The organism is Pseudomonas putida (assembly GCF_016406145.1).
Classification (GTDB): Bacteria; Pseudomonadota; Gammaproteobacteria; order Pseudomonadales; family Pseudomonadaceae; genus Aquipseudomonas; species Aquipseudomonas putida_E.
In genome coordinates, this window is record NZ_CP066306.1 from 1,351,258 (window position 1) to 1,374,315 (window position 23,058).

At 64.0% G+C, this 23,058-nt stretch carries 27 protein-coding genes and 1 riboswitch; of the genes, 22 read left to right on the forward strand and 5 right to left on the reverse strand.

Features of this window, described 5'->3' with window-relative positions:
* Positions 1 to 48: 48 nt before the first annotated feature.
* Both mazG and JET17_RS06175 read left to right on the forward strand, forming a co-directional pair.
* Positions 49 to 882 (forward strand): nucleoside triphosphate pyrophosphohydrolase, encoded by an 834-nt coding sequence (gene mazG, locus JET17_RS06170; RefSeq protein WP_012313133.1) that lies wholly within the window; start codon positions 49 to 51, stop codon positions 880 to 882.
* Positions 883 to 908: 26 nt separating this feature from the next.
* Complete coding sequence (locus JET17_RS06175) at positions 909 to 1,448, forward strand: DUF2058 domain-containing protein (protein WP_012313134.1); 540 nt, start codon at positions 909 to 911, stop codon at positions 1,446 to 1,448.
* Positions 1,449 to 1,621: 173 nt separating this feature from the next.
* Here the strand turns inward: JET17_RS06175 and JET17_RS06180 are convergent, their stop codons facing one another.
* The 4 genes from JET17_RS06180 to purM all read right to left on the reverse strand — a co-directional run bounded on the left by JET17_RS06180 (position 1,622) and on the right by purM (position 4,400).
* Positions 1,622 to 1,804, reverse strand: a complete 183-nt coding sequence (locus JET17_RS06180) for a hypothetical protein (RefSeq protein ID WP_012313135.1) — start codon at positions 1,802 to 1,804, stop codon at positions 1,622 to 1,624.
* A 165-nt stretch (positions 1,805 to 1,969) separates the two neighbouring features.
* Entirely contained in the window at positions 1,970 to 2,680 is a 711-nt protein-coding gene (locus tag JET17_RS06185) for a DUF3108 domain-containing protein (RefSeq protein ID WP_012313136.1), read from the reverse strand.
* Between the two features lie 8 nt (positions 2,681 to 2,688).
* The gene (purN, locus tag JET17_RS06190; protein ID WP_012313137.1) at positions 2,689 to 3,342 is read right to left on the reverse strand and encodes a phosphoribosylglycinamide formyltransferase; all 654 of its coding nucleotides are present in this window, start codon (positions 3,340 to 3,342) and stop codon (positions 2,689 to 2,691) included.
* Positions 3,342 to 4,400: a phosphoribosylformylglycinamidine cyclo-ligase gene (gene purM, locus JET17_RS06195; protein WP_012313138.1), complete on the reverse strand. Its 1,059-nt coding sequence runs from the start codon at positions 4,398 to 4,400 to the stop codon at positions 3,342 to 3,344. The genes purN and purM overlap by 1 nt, the downstream gene beginning before the upstream one ends.
* A gap of 319 nt (positions 4,401 to 4,719) precedes the next feature.
* Here purM and JET17_RS06200 point away from each other — a divergent pair, with 319 nt between their 5' ends.
* The 5 genes from JET17_RS06200 (at position 4,720) to JET17_RS06220 (ending at position 9,160) form a co-directional block, all read left to right on the forward strand.
* Entirely contained in the window at positions 4,720 to 5,793 is a 1,074-nt protein-coding gene (locus JET17_RS06200) for a DUF2066 domain-containing protein (protein ID WP_012313139.1), read from the forward strand.
* A gap of 12 nt (positions 5,794 to 5,805) precedes the next feature.
* Entirely contained in the window at positions 5,806 to 6,879 is a 1,074-nt protein-coding gene (locus JET17_RS06205; RefSeq protein WP_012313140.1) for an AI-2E family transporter, read from the forward strand.
* A 132-nt stretch (positions 6,880 to 7,011) separates the two neighbouring features.
* Positions 7,012 to 7,719, forward strand: coding sequence for a DnaA regulatory inactivator Hda (gene hda, locus JET17_RS06210; RefSeq protein ID WP_012313141.1), 708 nt, complete (start codon positions 7,012 to 7,014; stop codon positions 7,717 to 7,719).
* A gap of 126 nt (positions 7,720 to 7,845) precedes the next feature.
* Entirely contained in the window at positions 7,846 to 8,490 is a 645-nt protein-coding gene (locus JET17_RS06215) for a C40 family peptidase (RefSeq protein WP_012313142.1), read from the forward strand.
* A gap of 136 nt (positions 8,491 to 8,626) precedes the next feature.
* On the forward strand, positions 8,627 to 9,160 hold the full coding sequence (locus JET17_RS06220; RefSeq protein WP_012313143.1) for a C40 family peptidase: 534 nt from the start codon (positions 8,627 to 8,629) through the stop codon (positions 9,158 to 9,160).
* A gap of 75 nt (positions 9,161 to 9,235) precedes the next feature.
* On the opposite strand, the gene JET17_RS06225 is transcribed toward JET17_RS06220, so the two are convergent.
* Positions 9,236 to 10,153, reverse strand: a complete 918-nt coding sequence (locus JET17_RS06225; RefSeq protein WP_012313144.1) for a LysR family transcriptional regulator — start codon at positions 10,151 to 10,153, stop codon at positions 9,236 to 9,238.
* A gap of 124 nt (positions 10,154 to 10,277) precedes the next feature.
* On the opposite strand from JET17_RS06225, the gene JET17_RS06230 reads away from it, so the two are divergent.
* The 15 genes from JET17_RS06230 (at position 10,278) to JET17_RS06295 (ending at position 23,001) form a co-directional block, all read left to right on the forward strand.
* The gene (locus JET17_RS06230) at positions 10,278 to 11,336 is read left to right on the forward strand and encodes a tartrate dehydrogenase (RefSeq protein ID WP_012313145.1); all 1,059 of its coding nucleotides are present in this window, start codon (positions 10,278 to 10,280) and stop codon (positions 11,334 to 11,336) included.
* A gap of 106 nt (positions 11,337 to 11,442) precedes the next feature.
* Positions 11,443 to 11,663: riboswitch (cobalamin riboswitch) on the forward strand.
* A 118-nt stretch (positions 11,664 to 11,781) separates the two neighbouring features.
* A complete protein-coding gene (cobO, locus tag JET17_RS06235; protein WP_012313146.1) occupies positions 11,782 to 12,393 on the forward strand; it encodes a cob(I)yrinic acid a,c-diamide adenosyltransferase in 612 nt (203 codons plus the stop codon).
* Positions 12,390 to 13,685, forward strand: coding sequence for a cobyrinate a,c-diamide synthase (locus tag JET17_RS06240; protein WP_012313147.1), 1,296 nt, complete (start codon positions 12,390 to 12,392; stop codon positions 13,683 to 13,685). Before cobO ends, JET17_RS06240 begins: the two co-directional genes overlap by 4 nt.
* Positions 13,682 to 14,332, forward strand: a complete 651-nt coding sequence (gene bluB, locus JET17_RS06245) for a 5,6-dimethylbenzimidazole synthase (protein ID WP_012313148.1) — start codon at positions 13,682 to 13,684, stop codon at positions 14,330 to 14,332. Before JET17_RS06240 ends, bluB begins: the two co-directional genes overlap by 4 nt.
* The gene (gene cbiB, locus JET17_RS06250; protein WP_012313149.1) at positions 14,329 to 15,237 is read left to right on the forward strand and encodes an adenosylcobinamide-phosphate synthase CbiB; all 909 of its coding nucleotides are present in this window, start codon (positions 14,329 to 14,331) and stop codon (positions 15,235 to 15,237) included. The genes bluB and cbiB overlap by 4 nt, the downstream gene beginning before the upstream one ends.
* Complete coding sequence (gene cobD, locus JET17_RS06255; RefSeq protein WP_012313150.1) at positions 15,230 to 16,222, forward strand: threonine-phosphate decarboxylase CobD; 993 nt, start codon at positions 15,230 to 15,232, stop codon at positions 16,220 to 16,222. Before cbiB ends, cobD begins: the two co-directional genes overlap by 8 nt.
* Positions 16,219 to 17,673, forward strand: coding sequence for a cobyric acid synthase (locus JET17_RS06260; RefSeq protein WP_012313151.1), 1,455 nt, complete (start codon positions 16,219 to 16,221; stop codon positions 17,671 to 17,673). The genes cobD and JET17_RS06260 overlap by 4 nt, the downstream gene beginning before the upstream one ends.
* Before the next feature lies 1 nt (position 17,674).
* Positions 17,675 to 18,196, forward strand: coding sequence for a bifunctional adenosylcobinamide kinase/adenosylcobinamide-phosphate guanylyltransferase (cobU, locus tag JET17_RS06265; RefSeq protein WP_012313152.1), 522 nt, complete (start codon positions 17,675 to 17,677; stop codon positions 18,194 to 18,196).
* The gene (cobT, locus tag JET17_RS06270) at positions 18,193 to 19,248 is read left to right on the forward strand and encodes a nicotinate-nucleotide--dimethylbenzimidazole phosphoribosyltransferase (protein ID WP_012313153.1); all 1,056 of its coding nucleotides are present in this window, start codon (positions 18,193 to 18,195) and stop codon (positions 19,246 to 19,248) included. Before cobU ends, cobT begins: the two co-directional genes overlap by 4 nt.
* Positions 19,245 to 19,814 carry an alpha-ribazole phosphatase family protein gene (gene cobC / locus JET17_RS06275; RefSeq protein WP_012313154.1) on the forward strand — a complete coding sequence of 190 codons (570 nt, stop codon included), beginning with the start codon at positions 19,245 to 19,247 and terminating at the stop codon, positions 19,812 to 19,814. Before cobT ends, cobC begins: the two co-directional genes overlap by 4 nt.
* A 1-nt stretch (position 19,815) precedes the next feature.
* Positions 19,816 to 20,550, forward strand: coding sequence for an adenosylcobinamide-GDP ribazoletransferase (locus JET17_RS06280; RefSeq protein ID WP_012313155.1), 735 nt, complete (start codon positions 19,816 to 19,818; stop codon positions 20,548 to 20,550).
* 63 nt (positions 20,551 to 20,613) lie between these two features.
* The gene (locus tag JET17_RS06285; RefSeq protein WP_012313156.1) at positions 20,614 to 21,018 is read left to right on the forward strand and encodes a MarR family winged helix-turn-helix transcriptional regulator; all 405 of its coding nucleotides are present in this window, start codon (positions 20,614 to 20,616) and stop codon (positions 21,016 to 21,018) included.
* 63 nt (positions 21,019 to 21,081) lie between these two features.
* Complete coding sequence (locus JET17_RS06290) at positions 21,082 to 22,284, forward strand: MFS transporter (RefSeq protein ID WP_012313157.1); 1,203 nt, start codon at positions 21,082 to 21,084, stop codon at positions 22,282 to 22,284.
* Entirely contained in the window at positions 22,281 to 22,403 is a 123-nt protein-coding gene (locus JET17_RS27500) for a hypothetical protein (RefSeq protein WP_012313158.1), read from the forward strand. Before JET17_RS06290 ends, JET17_RS27500 begins: the two co-directional genes overlap by 4 nt.
* A 46-nt stretch (positions 22,404 to 22,449) precedes the next feature.
* Positions 22,450 to 23,001, forward strand: coding sequence for a glutathione peroxidase (locus JET17_RS06295; RefSeq protein WP_042111225.1), 552 nt, complete (start codon positions 22,450 to 22,452; stop codon positions 22,999 to 23,001).
* The last annotated feature ends 57 nt before the right edge of the window (positions 23,002 to 23,058 follow it).

The following is a 23,058-nucleotide window of genomic DNA, read 5'->3' on the forward strand; positions in this document are numbered from 1 at the left end:
CTTTGTGGGCTCGCCCGCGACGAAGTCACCGCCGAAGGACCTGCTTACATGACCTATTCCCTCGAAGACCTGCTGCACCTCATGGCCCGGCTGCGCGACCCGCAGTACGGTTGCCCGTGGGACCTCAAGCAGAACTACGCCAGCATCGTGGCACACACCATCGAAGAGGCCTACGAAGTTGCCGACACCATCGAGCGCGGGGATTTCGAGCACTTGCAGGGTGAGCTGGGTGATCTGCTGTTCCAGGTGGTCTACTACAGCCAGCTGGCCCGGGAGGAGGGGCGTTTCGAGTTCGACGGTGTGGTCGATGCCATTACCCGCAAGCTGATCCGCCGCCACCCTCATGTATTCCCCACCGGCGAGTTGTACGCACCGCTGGATACGCCCAGTCTTAGCGAGGCCCAGGTCAAGTCACGCTGGGAAGAAATCAAGGCCCAGGAGCGTGCCGAGAAAAGCGAGCCCGAACAGCTGTCGCTGCTCGATGATGTGCCGGCTGCACTTCCTGCCCTGTCGCGGGCGGCCAAACTGCAAAAGCGTGCCGCCACAGTCGGTTTCGACTGGCCAGACGCATTGCCGGTGCTGGACAAGGTTCGCGAGGAGCTCGACGAAGTGCTGCAGGCTATGGCCGACGGTGATGCCGAAGCACTCGAGGACGAAGTCGGCGACCTGCTGTTCGCCGCCGTCAACTTGGCCCGCCATCTCAAGCAAGACCCGGAAAATGCGCTGCGTCGCGCCAACCGCAAGTTCGAACGGCGTTTCCGCTTTATCGAACAGGCATTGCGCGACAGCGGTCGCCCCATCGAATCGTGTAACCTTGACGAACTGGACGCCCTTTGGGGGGAAGCCAAACGTCAGGAAAAGAACCTGCCCAGCTGCGGCTGAGTGGCTGAATAAGTGAGTGAACATCCATGAGTCTTTCCCTTCGCGATCAATTGCTCAAGGCCGGTCTGGTAAACCAGAAGCAGGTCTCCCAGGCCAACAAGGCCCAAAAGAAACAAAAACGCCTGGAGCACAAGGGCCAGGTCGAAGTCGACGATACCCAGCAGCGCCTGGCCAAGGAAGCCATGGCCGAGAAGGCCAAGCGTGACCAGGAACTGAACCGTCAGCAGCAGGAAAAGGCCGAACAGAAGGCCCGTGCCGCGCAGATCAAGCAGTTGATCGAGGCGACCCGTCTGCCCAAGCTCACGACCGAGGACTACTACAACTTCGTCGACGACAAGAAGGTCAAACGCATTGCGGTGAACGCCCTGATGCGCAGCAAGCTGAGCAATGGTGCGCTGGCGATCGTGTCGTTTGGTGGGGGGTACGAAGTCATCCCACGCGAGGCGGCGGTGAAGATCCAGGAACGCGACCCTCATCGCATCTTGCTGCTCAACACCCATGTCGAGGAAGCGGATGAGGACGATCCGTACGCTGCGTACAAGATCCCTGACGACTTGATGTGGTAAGCATGAAGAAACCCGCCTAAGCGGTAACGCCTATTGGGGCTGCTACGCAGTCGACCGCCGGCAAGCCAACTCCCACAGGGATTTCGCAGTACTGGAGGCCTGCGCGGTACCTGTAGGAGCTGGCTTGCCGGCGATGGGCCGCAAAGCGGCCCCAAAGCAAAAGACTGTGTGGGTCATTGCGCAGCGCGCTGGGTTTCCAGCACTTCAAGCTCTACCCGGTACTGGTGGGCTTCGTGTTCGTTGTGGAACATCCCCACCAATTCGCCTTGCTGGTGCACATCCCAGATCCGCACGCCAGCGGCCAGGCCTTCGTGGGACATTTTCGATTCGTCGCGTTCGGTTACTTGGACTGTCATCGTTAAACTCCACTGTTCAGTTGGTTGCGACATTATGTCGCGCACTTCTTTTATAGAGTTTGTTAGCAGCCTAAGTAAATAAAATGGCCATGAAACAAGTTTCATGTTGCCCAGACAAAAAGAAGCCCCGCACAGGGCGGGGCTACGGATCTTACGGGCTGCGGCTTAGTTGCCTTTGACCGACTTGCCATCGACCGTACCATCCTGCAGCACGATCACATACTCCTTGCCATCGGTCTCGACCTGGCGCAGCTGTACCAGCAGGTAGTCCCAGTCCTTGGCGAACCACAGCTCGGTGATGCGCTTGCTCTGGCTCGGGTCGCGCACGCGCTCGACCTTGACCGCCTCGACCTGGCCGGTCTTGGTGGTGACTTTCTCGGTGCCCAGCACGCGGAAGTCGTAGGTGTCGATCTCGTCACCATCGACCACCTGGTAGGTCATGCTTTTCTTGCCGGCTGCCACATCATGCTGCAGCGCCAGCTGATAGGAGGACTTGTCCAGCACGCCGCGGTTGAGCGGCAGGCTGACGGCATCGCCCCGATCGCTGCCGGTGACTTTCTTGCCGTTCCAGTCGAAGGTGAGGTCGACTTTCTTGGCTTTGCCCAGGCCGCCACGCTCGAAGTGATACTTCTGCGGCAGGAGGGTGTCGTTGTCCATGCGCAGGGTGCTTTGCTCGGTCAGGCTGGCGATCATCATGGAGGCCTTGAAATTAAGGTCCCATGTACCGTTGGCATTCTTGACCAGGCTGCGCTCGGCAGTGCCGCTCATGGGGAGTTGCTTCCAGTCAGCGGTGTAGCTGGCCGAGAAGGGTTTGAGGTCGGCTGCCTGGAGGGGCAGGGCGAGCACGGCGAGAGCCAAGAGCAGGGCGCGACGCATAAATTCTCCTAGGGTCGGATCAAATGACCACTGGCCGGCAGTGGCTGGCCGTCCAGTAATGCACCCTGTTCGCCCAGGCGCAAGCGCCCCTCGGCAAACCAGTGCACTGCCAGCGGGTAGATCTGGTGTTCCTGTTGGTGTACCCGCTGGGCCAGGCTTTCAGCACTATCGCCTGACGATACCGGTACCACAGCCTGTACGACCAGAGGGCCGCCATCGAGTTCCTCGGTGACGAAGTGTACGCTGCAGCCGTGCTCGGCATCGCCTGCCTCCAAGGCCCGTCGGTGGGTATGCAGGCCCTTGTATTTGGGCAGCAGCGACGGGTGGATGTTGAGCAGGCGGCCCTGGTAGTGGCGCACAAAGCCGCCACTGAGGATACGCATGAAACCAGCCAGCACCACCAGGTCGGGCGCGAAGCCGTCGATGCGCGCCATCAGCGCCGCATCGAAGGCTTCACGGCCGTCGAAGCCGGTGTGGTCCAGTACGGCGGTGGCGATACCCGCCGCCGCCGCGCGTTGCAGGCCGTAGGCGTCGGCACGGTTGGAAATCACCGCAGCGATGCGTACCGGGCTGTGTTCACCACGGCTGCTGTCGATCAAGGCTTGCAGGTTGCTGCCGGAACCCGACAGCAGTACCACTACATTGCAGGGCTTGCTCGGCATCAGTGTGCCTTGAGATTTTGCAGCTCGACCTGGGCAGCGCCTTCAGCGGCTTGTTCGATGCGGCCGATGACCCAAGGCTGCTCGCCTTCTGCACGCAGAACATTCAGTGCTGCTTCGACCTGGTCCTGCGCCACGCAGATGACCATGCCCACGCCGCAGTTCAGTACACGGTGCATCTCGTGCTCATCGACGTTGCCTTTTTCCTGCAGGAAGTCGAATACCGCAGGGCGCTGCCAGCTGGCCACGTCAACCACGGCCTGGGCGTTTTTCGGCAGAACGCGCGGGATGTTGTCCAGCAGGCCGCCACCGGTGATGTGGGCCATGGCCTTGACTGCGCCGGTCTGCTTGATCAGTTGCAGCAGTGGCTTGACGTAGATGCGGGTCGGCGCCATCAGCAGGTCGGTCAGCGGCTTACCGTCGAGCTGGGTGTTCTCGATGTCGGTCGCCGACACTTCGAGGATCTTGCGGATCAGCGAGTAGCCGTTGGAGTGCGGGCCGGAAGACGGCAGGGCGATCAGCGCGTCGCCTGTAGCGACCTTGGAGCCGTCGATGATCTCGGCCTTTTCAACCACGCCGACGCAGAAACCGGCCAGGTCGTAGTCTTCGCCTTCGTACATGCCCGGCATTTCGGCGGTTTCGCCGCCAACCAGGGAGCAGCCGGCCAGTTCACAGCCGGCGCCGATGCCGGTGACCACGGTCGCGGCGACGTCGACGTTGAGCTTGCCGGTGGCGTAATAGTCGAGGAAGAACAGCGGCTCGGCACCGCAGACCACCAAGTCATTGACGCACATGGCGACCAGGTCCTGGCCGATGCTGTCGTGCTTGTTCAGGTTCAGCGCCAGGCGCAGCTTGGTGCCGACGCCGTCGGTGCCGGAGACCAGCACCGGCTGCTTGTAGCCGGCCGGGATCTCGCAGAGGGCGCCGAAGCCACCCAGGCCACCCATGACTTCAGGGCGTGCGGTGCGTTTTGCCACGCCCTTGATGCGTTCGACCAGTGCTTCGCCGGCGTCGATGTCTACACCGGCGTCCTTGTAGCTCAGGGAGGGTTGCTTGCTCATTGATCCAGGCCTTTAAGAGGGAGGGATTCGTAAAAACGACCGTGACGGCCAAGGCCGGCTGGGGAGCGGCGGCTGCCTGAAACGTCAGAGGTCTGTGAAGGCGCGCGATTTTATCAGGGTTGCCGTGCAGCGGCCATCCTCAGGCCGACGGGCAGGGCAGTAAATTGCTGAAAAAGGCTCGCGGGTGGTTGATGCAGTTCCTTCTGTATAAGCTGCAAGCAGCGAGCCCCAAGTCGCAAGCGAAAGCGCTTGGGTTCTGACTGCTTTTTCTTACAGCTTGAAGCTTGCAGCTTGAAGCTCGACTGGACAGGAATCCTCAATGCGTCTTCTCAATTATCTGTCAGCCGGCTGCCTTGCCTTGGTCAGTATTGCCGCCCAGGCCGAAAACGTTGCCGGGCTCTATCAGGTGCGCGAACCGCTCGAAGGGCAGGGCGCTGAAGCCCGCACTGCAGCTACCACCAAGGCGCTCGATACGTTGGTGCTGCGCCTGACCGGCGACCCCAAGGCGCCGCAAACCCCTGCGCTGGCCGAACTGCGCAAGGACCCGCAACAGATCATCAACCAGGTCGGTACCGAGGCCGGCCCGCCTGAGTCGGTGATGGTCGAGTTCGACCCGGGCAGCACCGAGCGGGCATTGCGCAAGGCCGGGTTGGCGCTGTGGGGCAGCAACCGGCCGTCGATCCTCGGCTGGTGGCTCAACGACAGTGTCGAGGGTAGCAGTCTGGTCGGCGATGGCCAGACCAGCGCCCAGTCCCTGCGCCGTGCCGCCCAACACCGCGGCCTGCCATTGCGCCTGCCGCTGGCCGACCTGCAGGAGCAACTGGTGGCCAACGCCAAGCAGCTCGAAGGCAACGACCCGGCGCCACTGCGCGAAGCCTCCGAGCGCTATGGCGCCGACGCACTGTTGGCAGTGCACGCCCTTGAAGCCGACGGCAAGTGGCAAGGCAAATGGCAGTTGTGGCTGGGCGACAAGCGCGAGCAAGGCAGCGCCGAAGGCGCCGACCAGGCTGCATTGGCCGATGCCGTGATGCTGGCCGTCAGCAATCGCCTGGCGCCACGTTACGTGACCCGGCCAGGCGCCAGCAGCCAGTTGCAAGTGCAGGTGCAAGGCGTGAACCTGCAGCGCTACGCCGAGCTGAACCGCGTTCTCGAACCTTACGGCCCACGCCTGCAAATGGCCGATGGCAAGACGTTGACCTACGGCGTCACTGCCAACGCTGAGCAGTTGCGCGCGCAGCTGGGCCTGGCCAAGTTGCAGGAGGTCCCGGCTGAACAGGCGCCTCCTGTCCCGTCCCCGGCTACGCCTGCAGTCGGAACCGAGGCTGCGGCAGGGCAACCTGCAACGGCTGCCGTAGCCCCCAAACCGTTCGACGGCCTGCGTTTTAGCTGGTAAGGAAGAGCGACCATGACTGATATGCGCCGTTGGATCTGGCTGGGTGCCGCGCTACTGATTGCCCTGCTTCTTTATGGTTTGCACAACATCCTCTCACCCTTCCTGGTGGGTATCCTGCTGGCCTATCTGGCCGATCCGCTGGTCGACCGCCTGGAGCGTATGGGGCTGTCGCGGACTTGGGGAGTAGTGGTGGTATTCAGCCTGTTTACCTTGATCCTGCTGGTTCTGCTGCTCATCCTGATCCCGATGCTGGCCAAGCAGCTGGTGCGCCTGTACGAACTGACGCCGCAGATGCTCGACTGGTTGCAGCATGTGGCGCTGCCCTGGGTGCAGAGCCGCCTGGGCCTTGCCGACGGGTTCTGGAAGTTCGACAAGATCAAGGCCGCCGTCAGTGAGCACATGGGCCAGACCACCGACATCGTCGGCATGCTGCTGTCCCAAGCCACCGCGTCGAGCCTGGCGCTGCTGGCCTGGCTGGCGAACTTCGTGCTGATCCCGGTGGTGGGCTTCTATCTGTTGCGCGACTGGGACCTGATGATGGCCAAGTTGCGCAGCCTGCTGCCGCGCCAGCGCGAGTCGCAGGTGGTCGGGCTGGCCGCAGAGTGCCATGAGGTCTTGGGGGCCTTCGTGCGTGGCCAACTGATGGTCATGCTGGCGCTCGGCGTGATCTATTCCGCCGGGCTGATGCTGGTGGGGCTGGAGCTGGGGCTGCTGATCGGCATGCTGGCCGGCCTGGCAGCCATCGTGCCCTACATGGGCTTCATCATTGGCATCGGTGCGGCGCTGGTGGCCGGGCTGTTCCAGTTTGGCGGTGATCTGTACCCGATGCTGGGCATCGTTGCAGTGTTCATGGTCGGCCAGGCGCTGGAAGGCATGGTGCTGACACCGTTACTGGTGGGGGACCGGATCGGCCTGCATCCGGTGGCGGTGATCTTCGCCATCCTTGCCGGGGGCGAACTGTTCGGCTTTACCGGCGTGCTGCTGGCCTTGCCGGTGGCAGCAGTGATCATGGTGCTGCTGCGCCATGTGCATGACTTGTACAAGGACTCGGACATGTACGCGGGGGAGGTCGACCCGGATCTTTAGGCCAGACTGCCTTGCAACTCGTTGATTTTGCTTGTGCTCCGTGCCTTCGCGATTGTGCCCCCCGCGTTGCGGGTATAGACTTTGCACACCGATCACCCTAGGCCCCCTGTGGTCTCCCGACCGCCCGCGAGCATGAAACCACCGATCCAGTTGCCCCTGGGTGTGCGCCTGCGCGATGACGCCACCTTCATCAACTACTATCCGGGCGCCAATGCAGCGGCATTGGGCTACGTCGAGCGGCTGTGCGAAGCCGACGCCGGCTGGACCGAGAGCCTCATCTACCTGTGGGGCAAGCAGGGTGTCGGCCGTAGCCATCTGTTGCAGGCCGCCACACACCGCTTCCAGCAGCGTGGCGAAGCCGCTGTGTACCTGCCGCTGGCGCAGTTGCTCGAACGGGGCATCGGGTTGCTCGATTACCTGGCGCAGTACGAACTGGTGTGCATCGACGACTTGCACGTGATTGCCGGCAAGGCGGAGTGGGAAGAGGCGATGTTCCATCTGTTCAACCGCCTGCGCGACAGCGGCCGGCGCCTGCTGCTGGCGGCATCGGCTTCGCCGCGCGAGCTGCCGATCAGACTGCCCGACCTCAAGTCCCGCCTGACCCTTGCGCTGGTGTTCCAGATGCGCGGCCTGTCTGACGAAGACAAGTTGCGCGCGCTGCAATTGCGCGCCTCGCGCCGTGGCCTGCACCTGACCGACGAAGTCGGCCATTTCATCCTCACCCGGGGTACGCGCAGCATGAGTGCACTGTTCGACCTGCTCGAGCGGCTCGATCAGGCTTCGTTGCAAGCGCAGCGCAAGCTGACCATCCCGTTCCTGAAAGAAACGCTCGGCTGGTAAGCCCGTAAATACGGGGCTTTGAGCGGCAAAACGAAAAAGTCACATCTTCTTCGATAAAATTTGCAAATGATCCTGATAGAAGGCATAGTTTCCCCCTTCTAAAGGACTACAGACACGGTCGTGCCCATGCTCAAGCGCTTCGCACCCCTCGTGCCCCTCGCACTCGTGACCCTGCTGATTGGTTGCGCGGCCCAAGGCCCTGTTTCCCAGCCCCAGGATCACACCCCGGTCGCCTCCCAGTCGGCGCCCAAGGCCAAGGCTTCGGTATCGTCCGTCTTCGGCGAGCAGGAAGAGCTGGCCACTGAAGATGACCTTCAGGCGTTCTCCAGCAACAGCAAGCCTTACCAGTTGCCAGTATTGGCCGACAGCATCCTTGAGCGCGGCATGTCGCTGATCGGCACCCGTTACCGCTTCGGGGGTACCTCGCAGGCGTCCGGCTTCGATTGCAGCGGTTTCATCGGCTATCTGTTCCGCGAAGAGGCCGGCATGAACCTGCCGCGCTCGACCCGCGAAATGATCAACGTCGATGCGCCCAAGGTTGCCCGCAACAAGCTCAAGCCGGGTGATCTGCTGTTCTTCAGCACCAATGGCCGTGGCCGTGTCAGCCATGCCGGCATCTATCTGGGTGACAACCAGTTCATCCACTCCAGCAGCCGCCGCAGCGGTGGTGTGCGCATCGACAACCTCGGTGATCGCTACTGGAGCAAGACCTTCATCGAAGCCAAGCGCGCCTTGGCCATGGCGCCAGCGAGCAATATCGCACGCAACTGATATCAAAATGATGTACCCTGCCGCGGCGACGATGCTTAAAAAGCTTGTCGCCGTGCGCATTTACAGAATGCGTCTAATCTAAATTCTCAACACTTTTCGGTTGCAGCCCAGCGATCTCAGACAGGACGTTCTGGCCATGGTGATGATGGCGCGCTTCGCACTCCTTTCCCTGGTGGCATTGCTTGCCGCCTGCTCCGGCCGTGCCCCGGCACCGGCGCCTGTGGTACAGCCACAGATCTCGTACAGCCAACCCTCTGCGTCCCCGGTTGCCGACGACGTGCTGATCCGCGCAATTGGCCTGGTGGGTACGCCGTATCGCTGGGGGGGTAACACACCCGATTCCGGTTTCGATTGCAGTGGCTTGATCAACTACGTCTACCGGGATGCGGCGGGTATCAGCCTGCCTCGCTCCACGCGAGAAATGATCGTCATGCGTGCTCCGACCGTGGATGTCCACTCACTGCAGTCGGGCGACCTGGTGTTCTTCGCTACCAGCGGTGGCTCGCAGGTGAGCCACGCCGGTATCTACGTGGGCGAAGGGCGTTTCGTGCATGCTCCGTCCACCGGCGGCACTGTACGTCTGGATTACCTGTCCAACAGTTACTGGTCCAAGGCCTACCTGCAGGCAAAACGGGTGATCACTCAAGGGCATCTGGCGCATAACCCTTGATCTGGGCCAGGTGCGAAGGTGCCTTCGCACCCTGCGTACCGCTATCAGGTCGCCCATGAATCCTGTGCAGTCGGTTCAGCTGACCTCTTCCAGCTCAAGGTGGTCGATACGCTCGAACCGCTCGATCAGAAAGTCGATCAGGCGCCTTACCCGTGCCGACAAGTGCAGTTGCTGCGGGTAAACCGCATAGACGTCGGCGCGGGTGGGGGTCTGGTCTTCCAGTAAAAGCCTCAGACGCCCGCTACGCACATAGCGGGCGATGTCCCACTCGGCGCGCAGCAGGATGCCATGGCCCTGCAGTGCCCAGTTCAGTGCTACTTCACCGTCGTTGCAGCTGAGTGCGCCCTGTACTTTGATGTTCTGGGTGCGGCCGCCATTGGTGAAGGTCCATACCCCATAGGGCGACTCGTTCTGGCGCAGGAAAATGCAGTTGTGCCGGGCCAGGTCCGACAGCTTGGTTGGCGCCCCGTGCTTCTCCAGGTACAGCGGCGAGGCGCACAGCAGGCGGCGGTTGGAGGCGATCTTGCGGGCATGAAAGGATGCATCAGGCAAGGTGCCGAAGCGAATCCCCAGGTCAAAGCCGTGGCTGGCCAGGTCCAGCGGGTGGTCGCTGATCTCCAGCTGCACTTCGATGTCCGGGTAGCGGGCATAGAAGTCGGCCAATGCCGGGCCAATGTAACGGCGGCCGAACCCCAGCGAGGCGTTCACCCGAATCAAGCCTTTGGGCTCGGCGCGGTGCCTGCCGATCAGCTGCTCCACTTCGTCGACCTGAGCAAGAATGCGCGCCGCGTGGGCAACGTACAGCTCACCCTCGGCGGTCAGGCTCATCGAGCGGGTAGTGCGGTTGACCAGGCGCACCCCCAGGCGTGCCTCCAGCGCAGCCAGACGTTTACTCACCGCTGGCGGTGTAACGCCCAGTTCACGCGCGGTTGCGGCCAGGCTGCCTTGCTTGGCCAACAGGTGGAAGAAGCCCAGGTCCTGTGTCGGATTCATCATTAACCCATGGTTACTTAAGAGGTAAATCAGGGTTAACTGCTGCCCTGGCTTCACTACATATACTCGGCTCATCCCCGCCAGCACAACCCCGGCGGGCCACAACAAGAAATGGAGTCCAGACATGAGCAGCTACAAGATTGCGGCAATTGCGGGTGATGGCATCGGCGTCGAGGTCATCGCGGCGGGGGTCGAGGTGCTACAGGCGCTTGCTGCCAAACGGGGTAATTTCGCCATTGATTTCGAGCATTTCGATTGGGGCTCGGAACGCTACTTGCGTGAAGGTCAGTACATTCCAGAAGACGGGCTGGAGCAACTCAAGCGCTTCGACGCGATTTTCTTCGGTGCCGTGGGCAGCCAGGCTGTGCCGGACCATGTGTCACTGTGGGGCCTGCGCCTGCCGATCTGCCAAGGCTTCGATCAGTATGCCAATGTGCGCCCCGCCCGCGTGCTGCCAGGGGTGAGCAGCCCATTGGCCAAGGGTAAGGCTATCGACTGGGTGATCGTGCGCGAGAACTCCGAAGGGGAATACTCCGGCAGTGGCGGTCGTGTCCATCAAGGCCTGCCGATCGAAGTAGCGACCGAGGTCTCGACGTTCACGCGTGTCGGTATCGAGCGCATTCACCGCTTTGCTTTCGATCTGGCCCGCACGCGGCCGGCGAAGCACCTGACGCTGGTGACCAAGTCCAACGCACAGCGCCACGGTATGGTGCTGTGGGATGAAGTGTTCGAAGAGGTGGCCAAGGACTATCCGGATGTGCGCACCACTCGCGAGCTGGTGGACGCTGTGACCACAACCATGGTCCTCAAGCCGGAGCAACTGGATGTCGTGGTTGCCACCAACCTGCATGCCGACATTCTTTCGGACCTGGCCGCCGCGTTATCCGGCAGCCTGGGCATCGCGCCTACAGCCAACCTCAACCCGAACCGTGACTTCCCGTCGATGTTCGAGCCCATCCACGGTTCGGCGTTCGATATCACCGGCAAGGGCGTGGCCAACCCCATCGCGACCTTCTGGACGGCGGTCATGATGCTTGAGCACCTCGGTGAGCAGGGCGCCGCTCGTGAACTGATGGCGGCCATCGAGGCCGTGACCGAAAGTGGTGTGCACACCCCGGACCTGGGAGGCAAGGCGACCACTCGCGAGGTGACCGATGCGGTGCTGGCGCTGATTCGTCGCTGAGGCTGAGGGCCCCATTGCCGGTTTGCCGGCGATGGGCCCAATGAAACCGACACAAGATCGCCGCCAAATCCCCCCCTTCGATTGACGCTCCCGATGCAACACTCTAACCTTCGCGCGTGTTTCAGGTGCCCTGCCAGCCCGTCTGGGCAGGGTGAAACTGGGAAGCCGGTGTGCGCCTGCAAGGTGCGAGTCCGGCGCTGCCCCCGCAACGGTAGGTGAGTCAAAAGCCGCGCACGGCCACTGGGTGACAGTATCCGGGAAGGCGCGCAGGCCCGGGCTAACGCCCGCTCACGAGCCCGGAGACCGGCCTGTCACTGCCAACGGCATCACGGAGGGTGATGCGCGGTGCACCGTGGCGTCTGGCCACGGCTCCTGCGCGTTCTCCGTCTGCCCGCCTATCGACCTGTCGCCGTATTTTGCGGGGCGACAGCCTGCGGAGACCCCCATGAGCGAAACCACCGAACGCGACGAACGCCACCTGGCGCGCATGCAGCGCAAGAAGGCGATCATCGACGAGCGCATCGCCAATTCCCCTAATGAGTGCGGCCTGCTGCTGGTGCTGACCGGCAATGGCAAGGGCAAGAGCAGCTCGGCGTTCGGCATGCTCGCCCGCGCCCTGGGCCATGGCATGCAGTGTGGTGTGGTGCAGTTCATCAAGGGCCGCAACAGCACCGGCGAGGAGCTGTTCTTCCGGCGCTTCCCCGAGCAGGTGCGCTACCACGTGATGGGCGAAGGCTTTACCTGGGAAACCCAGGACCGCCAGCGCGACATCGCCGCTGCTGAGGCAGCCTGGGCGGTTTCGCGCCAGCTGCTGCAGGACCCGAGCGTCCAGTTCGTGGTGCTCGACGAGCTGAACATCGCCCTCAAGCACGGCTACCTCGACCTCGATCAGGTGCTAGGCGACATCCAGGCGCGTCCCCCCATGCAGCATGTGATCGTCACTGGCCGCGCGGCCAAGCCCGAAATGGTCGAGCTGGCCGACACCGTCACCGAGATGGGCATGCTCAAGCATGCCTTCCAGGCGGGTATTCGCGCGCAGAAGGGCGTCGAACTGTGAGTCAGGCGCGCCACTGCCCAGCCGTTCTGATCGCAGCACCGGCATCTGGCCAGGGCAAGACCACCGTGACCGCGGCTCTGGCCCGCTTGCACCGTAACCTGGGGCGCAAGGTCCGTGTATTCAAATGCGGGCCTGATTTTCTCGACCCGATGATCCTCGAGCGTGCCAGCGGGGCGCCGGTGTACCAGCTCGACTTGTGGATGATCGGTGCGCAGGAAAGCCGGCGCCTGCTGTGGGACGCTGCGGGTGAGGCCGACCTCATCCTGATCGAGGGCGTTATGGGCCTGTTCGACGGCACTCCTTCCAGTGCCGACCTGGCGCGCCACTTCGGCGTGCCGGTTCTTGCCGTGATCGATGGTACGGCCATGGCCCAGACCTTTGGTGCACTGGCCCTGGGGCTGGCGCGCTACCAGGCCGACCTGCCGTTCGCTGGCGTGCTAGCCAACCGTGTCGGCAGCCTGCGCCATGCGCAGTTGCTCGAAGGTAGCCTGACCGAAGGCCTGCGCTGGTACGGCGGGCTGTCGCGCGAGCGCGGTATCGAGCTGCCCAGCCGCCACTTGGGGTTGGTTCAGGCCAGCGAGCTGAATGACCTGGATGCGCGCCTGGACGCTGCCGCCCAAGCACTGGGCAGCAGCTGCGATGCCGCATTGCCGCCGCCGGTGGCATTCGCCGCGCCGGACGTACCGTCCTGCACCGCCTCGCTGGCGGGTGTGCGCATTGGCATCGCCCGGGACGAAGCGTTTGCCTTCACCTACGGCGCCAACCTCGACCTGCTGCGCAACCTGGGCGCACAGCTGGCGTTCTTCTCGCCGCTGCACGACCGCGAGCTGCCCGTCGTGGACAGCCTGTACCTGCCGGGCGGCTACCCTGAGCTGCATCACCATGCGCTGGCCGCCAACGCACCGATGTGCGCCGCGATCCGTGCGCACCACGGGGCAGGCAAGCCGTTGCTGGCCGAGTGCGGCGGCATGCTTTACCTGCTCGATGCCCTGACCGATGTGGCCGGTGAGCGTGCAGCGCTACTTGGCCTGCTGCCCGGCGAGGCGACCATGCAGAAACGCCTGGCGGCGCTGGCCCTGCAGGCTGTGGAACTGCCCGAAGGCACCCTGCGCGGCCACACCTACCACCACTCGCTGACCAGCACCGAACTGCAGCCCATTGCCCGCGGCCTGAGCCCCAACGGCGGGCGCGGCAACGAGGCGGTCTATCGCCTTGGGCGGCTCACTGCATCCTATGTGCACTTCTATTTCCCCTCCAACCCTGAGGCGGCGGCAGCGCTGTTGCGGCCATGAGCGAGCACGCCTTCAGTGATGCCGAACGCGCGGCCGTCTACCGGGCAATCGGCGAGCGCCGCGACATGCGCCACTTCGCCGGCGGCAGCGTTGCGCCTGAAGTGCTCGGCCGCCTGCTCGCTGCCGCGCACCAGGCCCCCAGCGTTGGCCTGATGCAGCCTTGGCGTTTCATTCGCATCAGTCAGAGTGAGCTGCGCGGGCGTATTCAGGCGTTGGTGGAGGAGGAGCGGGTGCGCACTGCACACGCCTTGGGCGAGCGCACCGGCGATTTCATGAAGCTCAAGGTAGAAGGCATCAACGACTGCGCCGAAGTGTTGGTGGCGGCGTTGATGGATAACCGCGAGCCTCACATTTTCGGCCGCCGGACCTTGCCCGAAATGGACCTCGCCTCGCTCGCCTGCGCTATTCAGAACCTGTGGCTGGCGGCCCGCGCTGAAGGGCTGGGGCTGGGCTGGGTCTCGCTGTTCGACCCACAGGCACTGGCCGCGCTGCTGGGGATGCCTGCCGGTGCCAAACCGGTGGCGGTGCTGTGCCTGGGGCCTGTCGCCGAATTCTATCCGGCACCCATGCTGGTGATGGAAAACTGGGCCGAAGCACGGCCCCTGAGCGACATGCTCTATGAAAACCAATGGGGAGAGCGCCCATGAGCGTCGCCTTGCTGACCGTGGCCGGCGTGGCCCTGGATGCATTGTTCGGCGAGCCGCAGCGGCGCCATCCGCTGGTGGCCTTCGGTAACCTGGCGTCGAGCCTGGAGCAGCGCCTGAATGCCGGTGGGCGCGGTTGGCGCAGCCATGGCGTGAGTGCCTGGTTCCTGGCAGTGGTGCCCTTGACTCTGGTGGCGCTGATTCTCTCCTGGCTGCCCTATATTGGCTGGCTGGTAGACGTGCTGGCGCTGTATTGCGCGCTGGGCCTGCGCAGCCTTGGCGAGCATGTGCTGCCGGTAGCCAGTGCCTTGCGCCAGGGTGATCTGGAGGAGGCGAGGCGCCGCGTCGGTTACCTGGTCAGCCGCGAGACCCGCGAGCTCGATGAGCCGGCCGTGGCCAGGGCCGCAACCGAATCGGTGCTGGAGAACGGCAGCGATGCGGTGTTCGCCGCGCTGTTCTGGTTCATCGTGGCCGGCGCTCCGGGCGTGGTCCTGTACCGCCTGAGCAATACTCTGGATGCCATGTGGGGCTACCGCAATGAACGTTTTGAACGCTTCGGGTGGTGCGCGGCGCGCATCGACGATGTACTCAACTATGTTCCCGCAAGGCTGGTGGCACTGACCTACGCCTTGCTCGGCAAAACCCGCCTGGCCCTGGCCTGCTGGCGCAACCAGGGGCCGTTGTGGGACAGCCCCAACGCCGGGCCGGTGATGGCGGCCGGTGCCGGTGCGCTGGGTGTCGAACTCGGTGGCCCGGCGGTGTATCACGGCGAGCTGCACGAGCGCCCGCGCCTGGGCGAAGGGCCGATGGCCGATGCCGGTGCCATCGAGCGCGGCTGGGCCCTGGTGCAGCGTGGCGTGTGGTTGTGGTTGCTGGTGATCTGCGTGGGAGCCTACTGCAATGCTTGAACATGGCGGCCGACTGCTCAAGGCAGTACGGCAATACGGGATTGCACGGGAGGACTGGCTCGACCTGTCCAGCGGTATTGCGCCGTGGGCTTACCCGGTGCCGCCGATCCCGGCGCACGCCTGGGCGCGACTGCCCGAGACCGAAGACGGTCTCGAAGAGGCGGCCCGACAGTATTACGGTGTTGGCCAGTTGCTGCCGGTAGCGGGCTCGCAAGCAGCGATCCAGGCCCTGCCGCATCTGCGCCCGAGCGGTCGCGTGGGGGTGCTGTCGCCGTGTTATGCCGAGCATCCGCAGGCCTGGCAACGGGCCAGGCATCAGCTGATCGAGCTGGATGAAAGCCTGGTCGAGGCGTATCTGGACAGCCTCGATGTGCTGGTGCTGGTCAACCCGAACAACCCGACCGGTCATCGCGTGCCCCCCAACCGCCTGCTTGCATGGCATGCCCGCTTGGCCGAGCGTGGCGGCTGGTTGGTGGTCGATGAAGCCTTCATGGACAACACGCCCGAGCACAGCGTGGTCGGTTGTGCCGACCGGCCGGGGCTGATTGTGCTGCGCTCGTTCGGCAAGTTCTTTGGCCTGGCGGGTGTGCGGCTGGGCTGCGTGGCGGCCGAACTGCCGTTGTTGCGGCGCCTGGCCGACCTGCTTGGCCCATGGACCGTCAGCGGCCCGACCCGGGTGCTGGCCCAGGCGTGTTTCGCCAACCTGGCAGCGCACCCGCTGCAGATCGAGCGCTGTGCCCACGCCAGCCAACGGCTTGCCACGCTGCTGGAAAGCACCGGCCTGACACCCGCGGGTGGTTGCGACCTGTTCCAGTACGTACGCTGTGAGCACGCAGCGCACTTGCATGACTTTCTTGCCCGCCGCGGCATCCTGGTGCGCCTGTTCGAACAGCCACCTGCCGTGCGCCTGGGCCTGCCCGCCAGCGCCGCTGAAGAGCAGCGCCTGGCCCAGGCCCTGGCCGATTATCAGAAGGAAACGGCATGACCACCCTCATGGTGCAAGGCACCACCTCCGATGCCGGCAAGAGCACGCTGGTTACCGCCCTGTGCCGTTGGCTGCTGCGCCAGGGGGTGGCCGTGGTGCCGTTCAAACCGCAGAACATGGCACTCAACAGCGCGGTGACTGCCGACGGCGGCGAGATCGGTCGCGCCCAGGCGGTGCAGGCCCAGGCTTGCCGGCTGGCGCCGCACACCGACATGAACCCGGTGCTGCTCAAGCCCAACAGTGACACCGGCGCCCAGGTCATCATCCATGGCCGCGCGGTCACCAGCATGAACGCGGTGGCCTATCACGACTACAAGGCTATCGCCATGCAGGCGGTGCTGGCTTCCCATCAGCGCCTCAGTGGCGAGTACCCGGTGGTGATGGTCGAAGGTGCGGGCTCGCCTGCCGAGATCAACCTGCGTGCGGGTGACATCGCCAACATGGGTTTTGCCGAAGCGGTCGACTGCCCGGTGATTCTGGTTGCCGACATCAATCGCGGCGGCGTCTTCGCCCACCTGGTCGGTACCCTGGAACTGCTGTCGCCGACCGAGCAGGCCCGGGTCAAGGGCTTCGTCATCAACCGTTTCCGTGGCGACATCGCCCTGCTGCAGCCAGGCCTGGACTGGCTGGAGCAGCGCACGGGCAAGCCGGTGTTGGGTGTGCTGCCTTATGTCACCGACCTGCACCTGGAGGCCGAAGACGGCATCGATGTACGCCAGGGGGCCAAGGATGAGCGCGTGCTCAAGGTGATCGTGCCGGTGCTGCCGCGCATCAGCAACCACACCGACTTCGACCCGTTGCGCCTGCACCCCCAGGTGGACCTGCAGTTCATCGGCCCTGGCCAGCCGATTCCGCCTGCCGACCTGATCATCCTGCCTGGCTCCAAAAGCGTGCGTGGCGATCTGGCGCAACTGCGCGAGCGCGGTTGGGACACCGCCATCGCCCGGCACCTGCGCTACGGCGGTAAGCTCATCGGTATCTGTGGTGGCCTGCAGATGCTGGGCCGTGAGGTGCATGATCCGCTCGGCCTCGAGGGGCCTGCCGGGTCCAGCCCGGGGCTGGGCCTGCTCGATTACGCCACGGTGCTTGAGGCCCAGAAGCAGTTGCGCAACGTGGCGGGGGCTTTGAGCCTCGAACAGTCGCCCGTGGCCGGTTACGAGATCCATGCCGGCGTCACGCAAGGCCCTGCGCTGCAGCGCCCTGCCGTGCAACTGGCCGATGGCCGCAGCGACGGCGCCATCAGTGCCGACGGGCAGATCCTCGCCACTTACCTGCATGGCCTGTTCGAAGGCAGCCAGTCGTGCGCAGCGCTGCTGCGCTGGGCGGGCCTGGCGGACGTGCAGCAGATCGATTATGAGGCCCTGCGCGAGCGGGATATCGAGCGCCTGGCCGACCTGGTGGAAAAGCACCTGGACACCGCGCATCTGCGAAAACTTTGTGGGGTCGCCTGACATGCGCAACCTGATCCTCGGCGGTGCCCGCTCGGGCAAGAGCCGCCTGGCCGAGCAATTGGCAGCCGACAGCGGCCTGCCGGTGACCTATATCGCCACCAGCGAACCCCTGGATGGCGAAATGAACGAACGGGTACGCCTGCACCGCCAGCGCCGGCCAAGCGATTGGGCGCTGATCGAAGAGCCGCTCGCCCTGGCTGGCGTGCTGCGTGCCGAAGCGGCTGAGGGGCGCTGCCTGCTGGTGGACTGCCTGACCCTGTGGCTGACCAATCTGCTGATGCTCGATGACGTTCAGCGCCTGGCCCAAGAGCGCGATGCATTGCTCGACTGCCTGGTGCAATTGCCCGGCGTGATCATTCTGGTCAGCAATGAAACCGGCCTGGGCGTAGTGCCCATGGGCGAGCTGACCCGGCGCTATGTCGACCAGGCCGGCTGGCTGCACCAGGCCGTCGCCGAACGTTGCCAGCGGGTGGTATTCACCGTCGCCGGCCTGCCCCTGATGCTCAAAGGACCTGCTCTATGAACCCGACCTGGTGGCGTGACGCCTGCCAACCTCTCGATACCGCCGCCATGGACCAGGCCCGCGCCCGTCAACAGCAGCTGACCAAACCTGCCGGATCGCTCGGCCAGCTGGAAGCCCTGGCAGTGCACCTGGCCGGGCTGCAGGGGGTTGAACGACCGAACCTGGATCAGGTCGCCATCACTATTTTCGCCGGTGATCATGGCGTGGTCGAGGAGGGTATTTCGGCCTATCCGCAGGCGGTGACCGGGCAGATGCTGCGCAATTTCGTCGGCGGCGGCGCGGCGATCAGCGTGCTGGCGCGCCAACTGCAGGCAAGCCTGGAAGTGGTCGATCTCGGCACCATCGACCCACATCTGGAATTGCCGGGTGTTCGCCACCTGCGCCTGGGGAGCGGTACCGCCAACTTCGCCCGCCAGCCGGCGATGACCGAGGTGCAGCTGCGCTCAGCCCTGCAAGCCGGCCGAGACAGCGTCCTGCGCGCTGCCCAGAGCGGCGCGCAGCTGTTCATCGGTGGCGAGATGGGCATCGGCAACACCACGGCTGCTGCGGCGCTGGCCAGCACGCTGCTGGGCTGCCCGGCGCGCGAGCTGAGTGGCCCGGGCACTGGCCTGGACACCGCTGGCGTACGCCACAAGGCTGAAGTGATCGAGCGTGCCCTGGTGCTGCATGGCCTGCGTGCCGACGACCCGCTGCAGGCGCTGGGCTGTGTGGGTGGTTTTGAGATCGCCGCTCTGGCCGGCGCCTATCTGGCCTGTGCACAGCAGGGCATTGCAGTGCTGGTGGACGGTTTCATCTGCAGCGTCGCCGCGCTGGTAGCCGTGCGCCTCAACCCGCAGTGCCGGGCCTGGTTGCTGTTTGCCCACCAAGGTGCCGAGCCAGGGCACAAGGCGTTGCTCGATGCCTTGCAGGCCGAGCCGCTGCTGGCCCTGGGTCTGCGCCTGGGCGAGGGCAGCGGTGCGGCGCTGGCGGTGCCACTGTTGCGCCTGGCCTGCGTGCTGCACGGGCAGATGGCGACCTTTGCCGAAGCAGCCGTAGCGGACCGCCCGGTATGATCCTCGACTTGCTGCGCCACGGCGAAACCGAACAGGGTGGCGGCTTGCGCGGCAGCCTGGACGATGCTCTCACCGAGCTGGGCTGGGCGCAGATGCGCAGTGCCTTGGGTGATCGCGCCGCTTGGGACGTACTGGTCAGCTCACCCTTGCAGCGCTGTGCGCGGTTTGCCGATGAGCTGGGTGAACGGCTGGGTTTGATGGTGCAGCGCGAGGCCGATCTGCAAGAGTTGCATTTCGGTGAGTGGGAAGGGCGCAGCGCCTTGCAGATCATGCAGACGCAAGCGGATGAGCTCGGGCGTTTCTGGGCCGATCCTTACAGCTACACGCCGCCCGGCGGTGAGGCCGTCAGTGCCTTCGCTGAGCGGGTGCTGGGTGCTGTCGCCCGCCTGCACCAGCAGCATGCCGGCAAGCGGGTGTTGCTGGTCACCCACGGTGGCGTCATGCGCTTGCTGTTGGCACGTGCCCGTGGTCTGCCCAAAGAGCAATTGCTGCAGGTCGAAGTGGGGCACGGCGCGCTGATGGGCCTGCGGCTGCATGAAGATGGGCAACTGGAAGAGGTGGGCTGAGATGCTGCCGTTCTGGATTGCCCTGCAGTTCCTCAGCAGCCTGCCGGTACGCTTGTCGGGGATGCCCGAACCACGCGAAATGGGGCGCTCACTGCTGTGCTACCCACTGGTCGGCCTGCTGTTCGGCCTGCTGCTGTGGCTTGCCAGCCATCTGTTGCAAGGCGCGCCGGCACCTTTGCACGCGGCGTTGCTGTTGACGCTGTGGGTACTGCTCAGCGGTGCGCTGCACCTGGACGGCCTGGCAGACAGTGCTGATGCCTGGCTAGGTGGGTTCGGCGATCGCGAGCGTACGCTCAAGATCATGAAGGATCCGCGCAGCGGGCCGATTGCGGTGGTGACCCTGGTGCTGGTGTTGCTGCTCAAGTTCTGTGCGTTGTGGGTGCTGGTCGAGCGCGGCGCAGGTGCGCTGCTGGTGCTGGCGCCGGTGGTGGGGCGTGCGGCGATGCTTGGCCTGTTCCTTGGTACGCCCTACGTGCGCCCGGGCGGCCTGGGGCAGGCGCTGGCCGAGCACCTGCCGCGCCAGACTGCTGGCTGGGTGCTGCTGGGCAGTCTGCTGCTGTGCCTGCTGCTGGGCGGCTGGAGCGCGATCTGGCCGATGGCGCTGGCGCTTGGCGTGTTCTTGTGGTTGCGACGATTGATGTGTCAGCGGTTGGGCGGGACAACCGGCGATACTGCCGGGGCGATGCTGGAGTTGCTGGAGCTCACCGTGGTGTTGGGGCTGGCGTTAGCGACTTGAGTGGCTGCTTGGCACAATTGAAACTTCTTGCAACATCCATAGTGCGGGTATATACACGTAATCATGTTGACCAGTGAATGCATCTGCACCCATCTGCGTCGCGCCGCCCGTGGGGTGAGCCGGCATTACGACGAAGCCCTCGTTGGTTTTGGCATTAATGTCGCCCAGTTTTCCCTGCTGCGCCATCTGCAGCGCCTCGACCGGCCGAGTATCACCACCCTGGCTGAAGCCATGGGCCTGGAGCGTAGCACCCTTGGCCGCAACCTGAGGGTGCTGGAGGCCGAAGGCTTGGTGGCCTTGGCTGAGGGGGACGACCAGCGCAACCGTGTTGTGCTGTTGACGGACGCGGGGGCGAGCCGCCTGCAAGCAGCTTACCCAGCCTGGGAGCTGGCACAGCAGGCGTTGGTGCAGCGATTGGGTGAAGGGCAGCGCGACCAGTTGGTGCGCTTGCTGGCGCAACTGGCTTGATCCAGTTTGATTCAAAGCGGGTATATACCCGCATAACCTTATGATGTGCTGGAGATAACGACAATGACTTCGGTTTGGCGAACCAGCGGGTGGGTACTGGCGGGGGCGGCGTTGATCTTGGCGTTGTCCCTCGGTGTCCGGCACGGTTTCGGCTTGTTCCTGGCGCCGATGAGTGCCGATTTCGGTTGGGGCCGTGAGGTATTCGCGTTCGCCATCGCCCTGCAGAACCTGATCTGGGGGTTGGCGCAGCCGTTTGCCGGCGCGTTGGCCGACCGCTTGGGCGCGGCGCGGGTGGTCATCATCGGCGGCATTTTGTATACCGCCGGTTTGCTGCTGATGAGTACGGCCGACTCGGCCTGGTCGCTGTCACTCAGTGCCGGTCTGCTGATTGGTATCGGCCTGTCGGGCACCTCGTTCTCGGTCATTCTGGGCGTGGTCGGCCGGGCGGTACCGGCTGAAAAACGCAGCATGGCCATGGGCATTGCCAGCGCAGCAGGCTCGTTCGGCCAGTTTGCCATGCTGCCCGGCACTCTGGGCCTGATCGAATGGCTTGGCTGGTCGGCAGCGCTGCTGGTGCTTGGCCTGCTGGTGGCATTGATCGTGCCCTTTGTCGGGCTGCTGCGTGACCGCCCGTTGCCTGCCCACGGTGGCGAACAGACGTTGGGCCAGGCGTTGCATGAAGCCTGCTCGCACTCTGGTTTCTGGCTGCTGGCGCTGGGCTTTTTCGTCTGCGGCTTCCAGGTGGTATTCATCGGCGTGCACTTGCCAGCCTATCTGGTCGACCAGCACCTGGCGGCAACCACCGGTACTACCGTGCTAGCGCTGGTCGGGCTGTTCAACATCGTAGGTACCTATACGGCGGGCTGGCTGGGTGGACGCATGTCCAAGCCGCGGCTGCTCACGGCGTTGTACCTGTTGCGTGCGATAGTGATCGTGCTGTTCCTCTGGGCACCGGTGACCCAGTTCAGCGCCTATCTGTTCGGCATTGCCATGGGCCTGCTGTGGCTTTCGACCGTACCGTTGACCAACGGCACCGTGGCCACGCTATTTGGTGTGCGTAACCTGTCGATGCTGGGCGGCATTGTCTTCCTGTTCCATCAGCTGGGTGCCTTCCTCGGCGGTTGGCTTGGGGGTGTGGTGTACGACCGTACCGGCAATTACGATCTTGTCTGGCAGATTTCGATATTGCTCAGTCTGCTGGCTGCAGCACTCAATTGGCCGGTGAGTGAGCGGCCTGTTGCCCGTCTGCAGGCCCGCGCGGCATGAACCGCTACCTGGCTGGCGGGTTGCTGGCCCTGGGGGGCGCGCTGCTGCTGGTGCTGGCGTGGTGGGGCTGGCATCGGGGCGGTATGGCCCTCATGCAACTGGGCATGGGTGTTTGTTAAGCGCTACTCTGCAAGTTCGAGGATCGTCTTGCATAGGAGTCTTTTGATGCGTGCATATGGGTTGATGATGCCGTTGCTGGTTATGTTCGCTGCCGGTTCTGCCTGGGCGGCGGATTGCCCGGCATTGCTGCAGGGCAGCCTGCCGGAGTTGCGTGGCAAGGGTGAGGTCGACCTTTGCCAGCGTTTTGGCGGCAAGCCGTTGGTGGTGATCAACACAGCCAGTTATTGCGGGTTTGCGCCGCAGTTCGAGGGGCTCGAGAGTACCTACAAAGAGTACAACGAGCAGGGGCTGGAAATGCTCGGCGTACCGTCCAACGATTTCAAGCAGGAAGATGCCGACAGCGAGAAGACGGCCAAGGTCTGTTATGCCAATTATGGCGTGACGTTCACCATGACCAAGACCCAGTCGGTACGGGGCAAAGATGCGATCCCGCTGTTCGTGGGGCTGGCGGAGCAGAGCAGTGCTCCGAAGTGGAATTTTTACAAGTACGTGGTTGACCGCAAGGGCAAGGTGATTGCCAACTTCTCCAGCCTGACCAAGCCGGATGATCCTGAGTTCAAGGCGGCGATCGAGAAGGCGATTGCATCGCAGCCATAACCCCGCGCTCTTGTTTTTGCTTTGCTTGTGATTTGCAGCCATCGCCGGCAAGCCAGC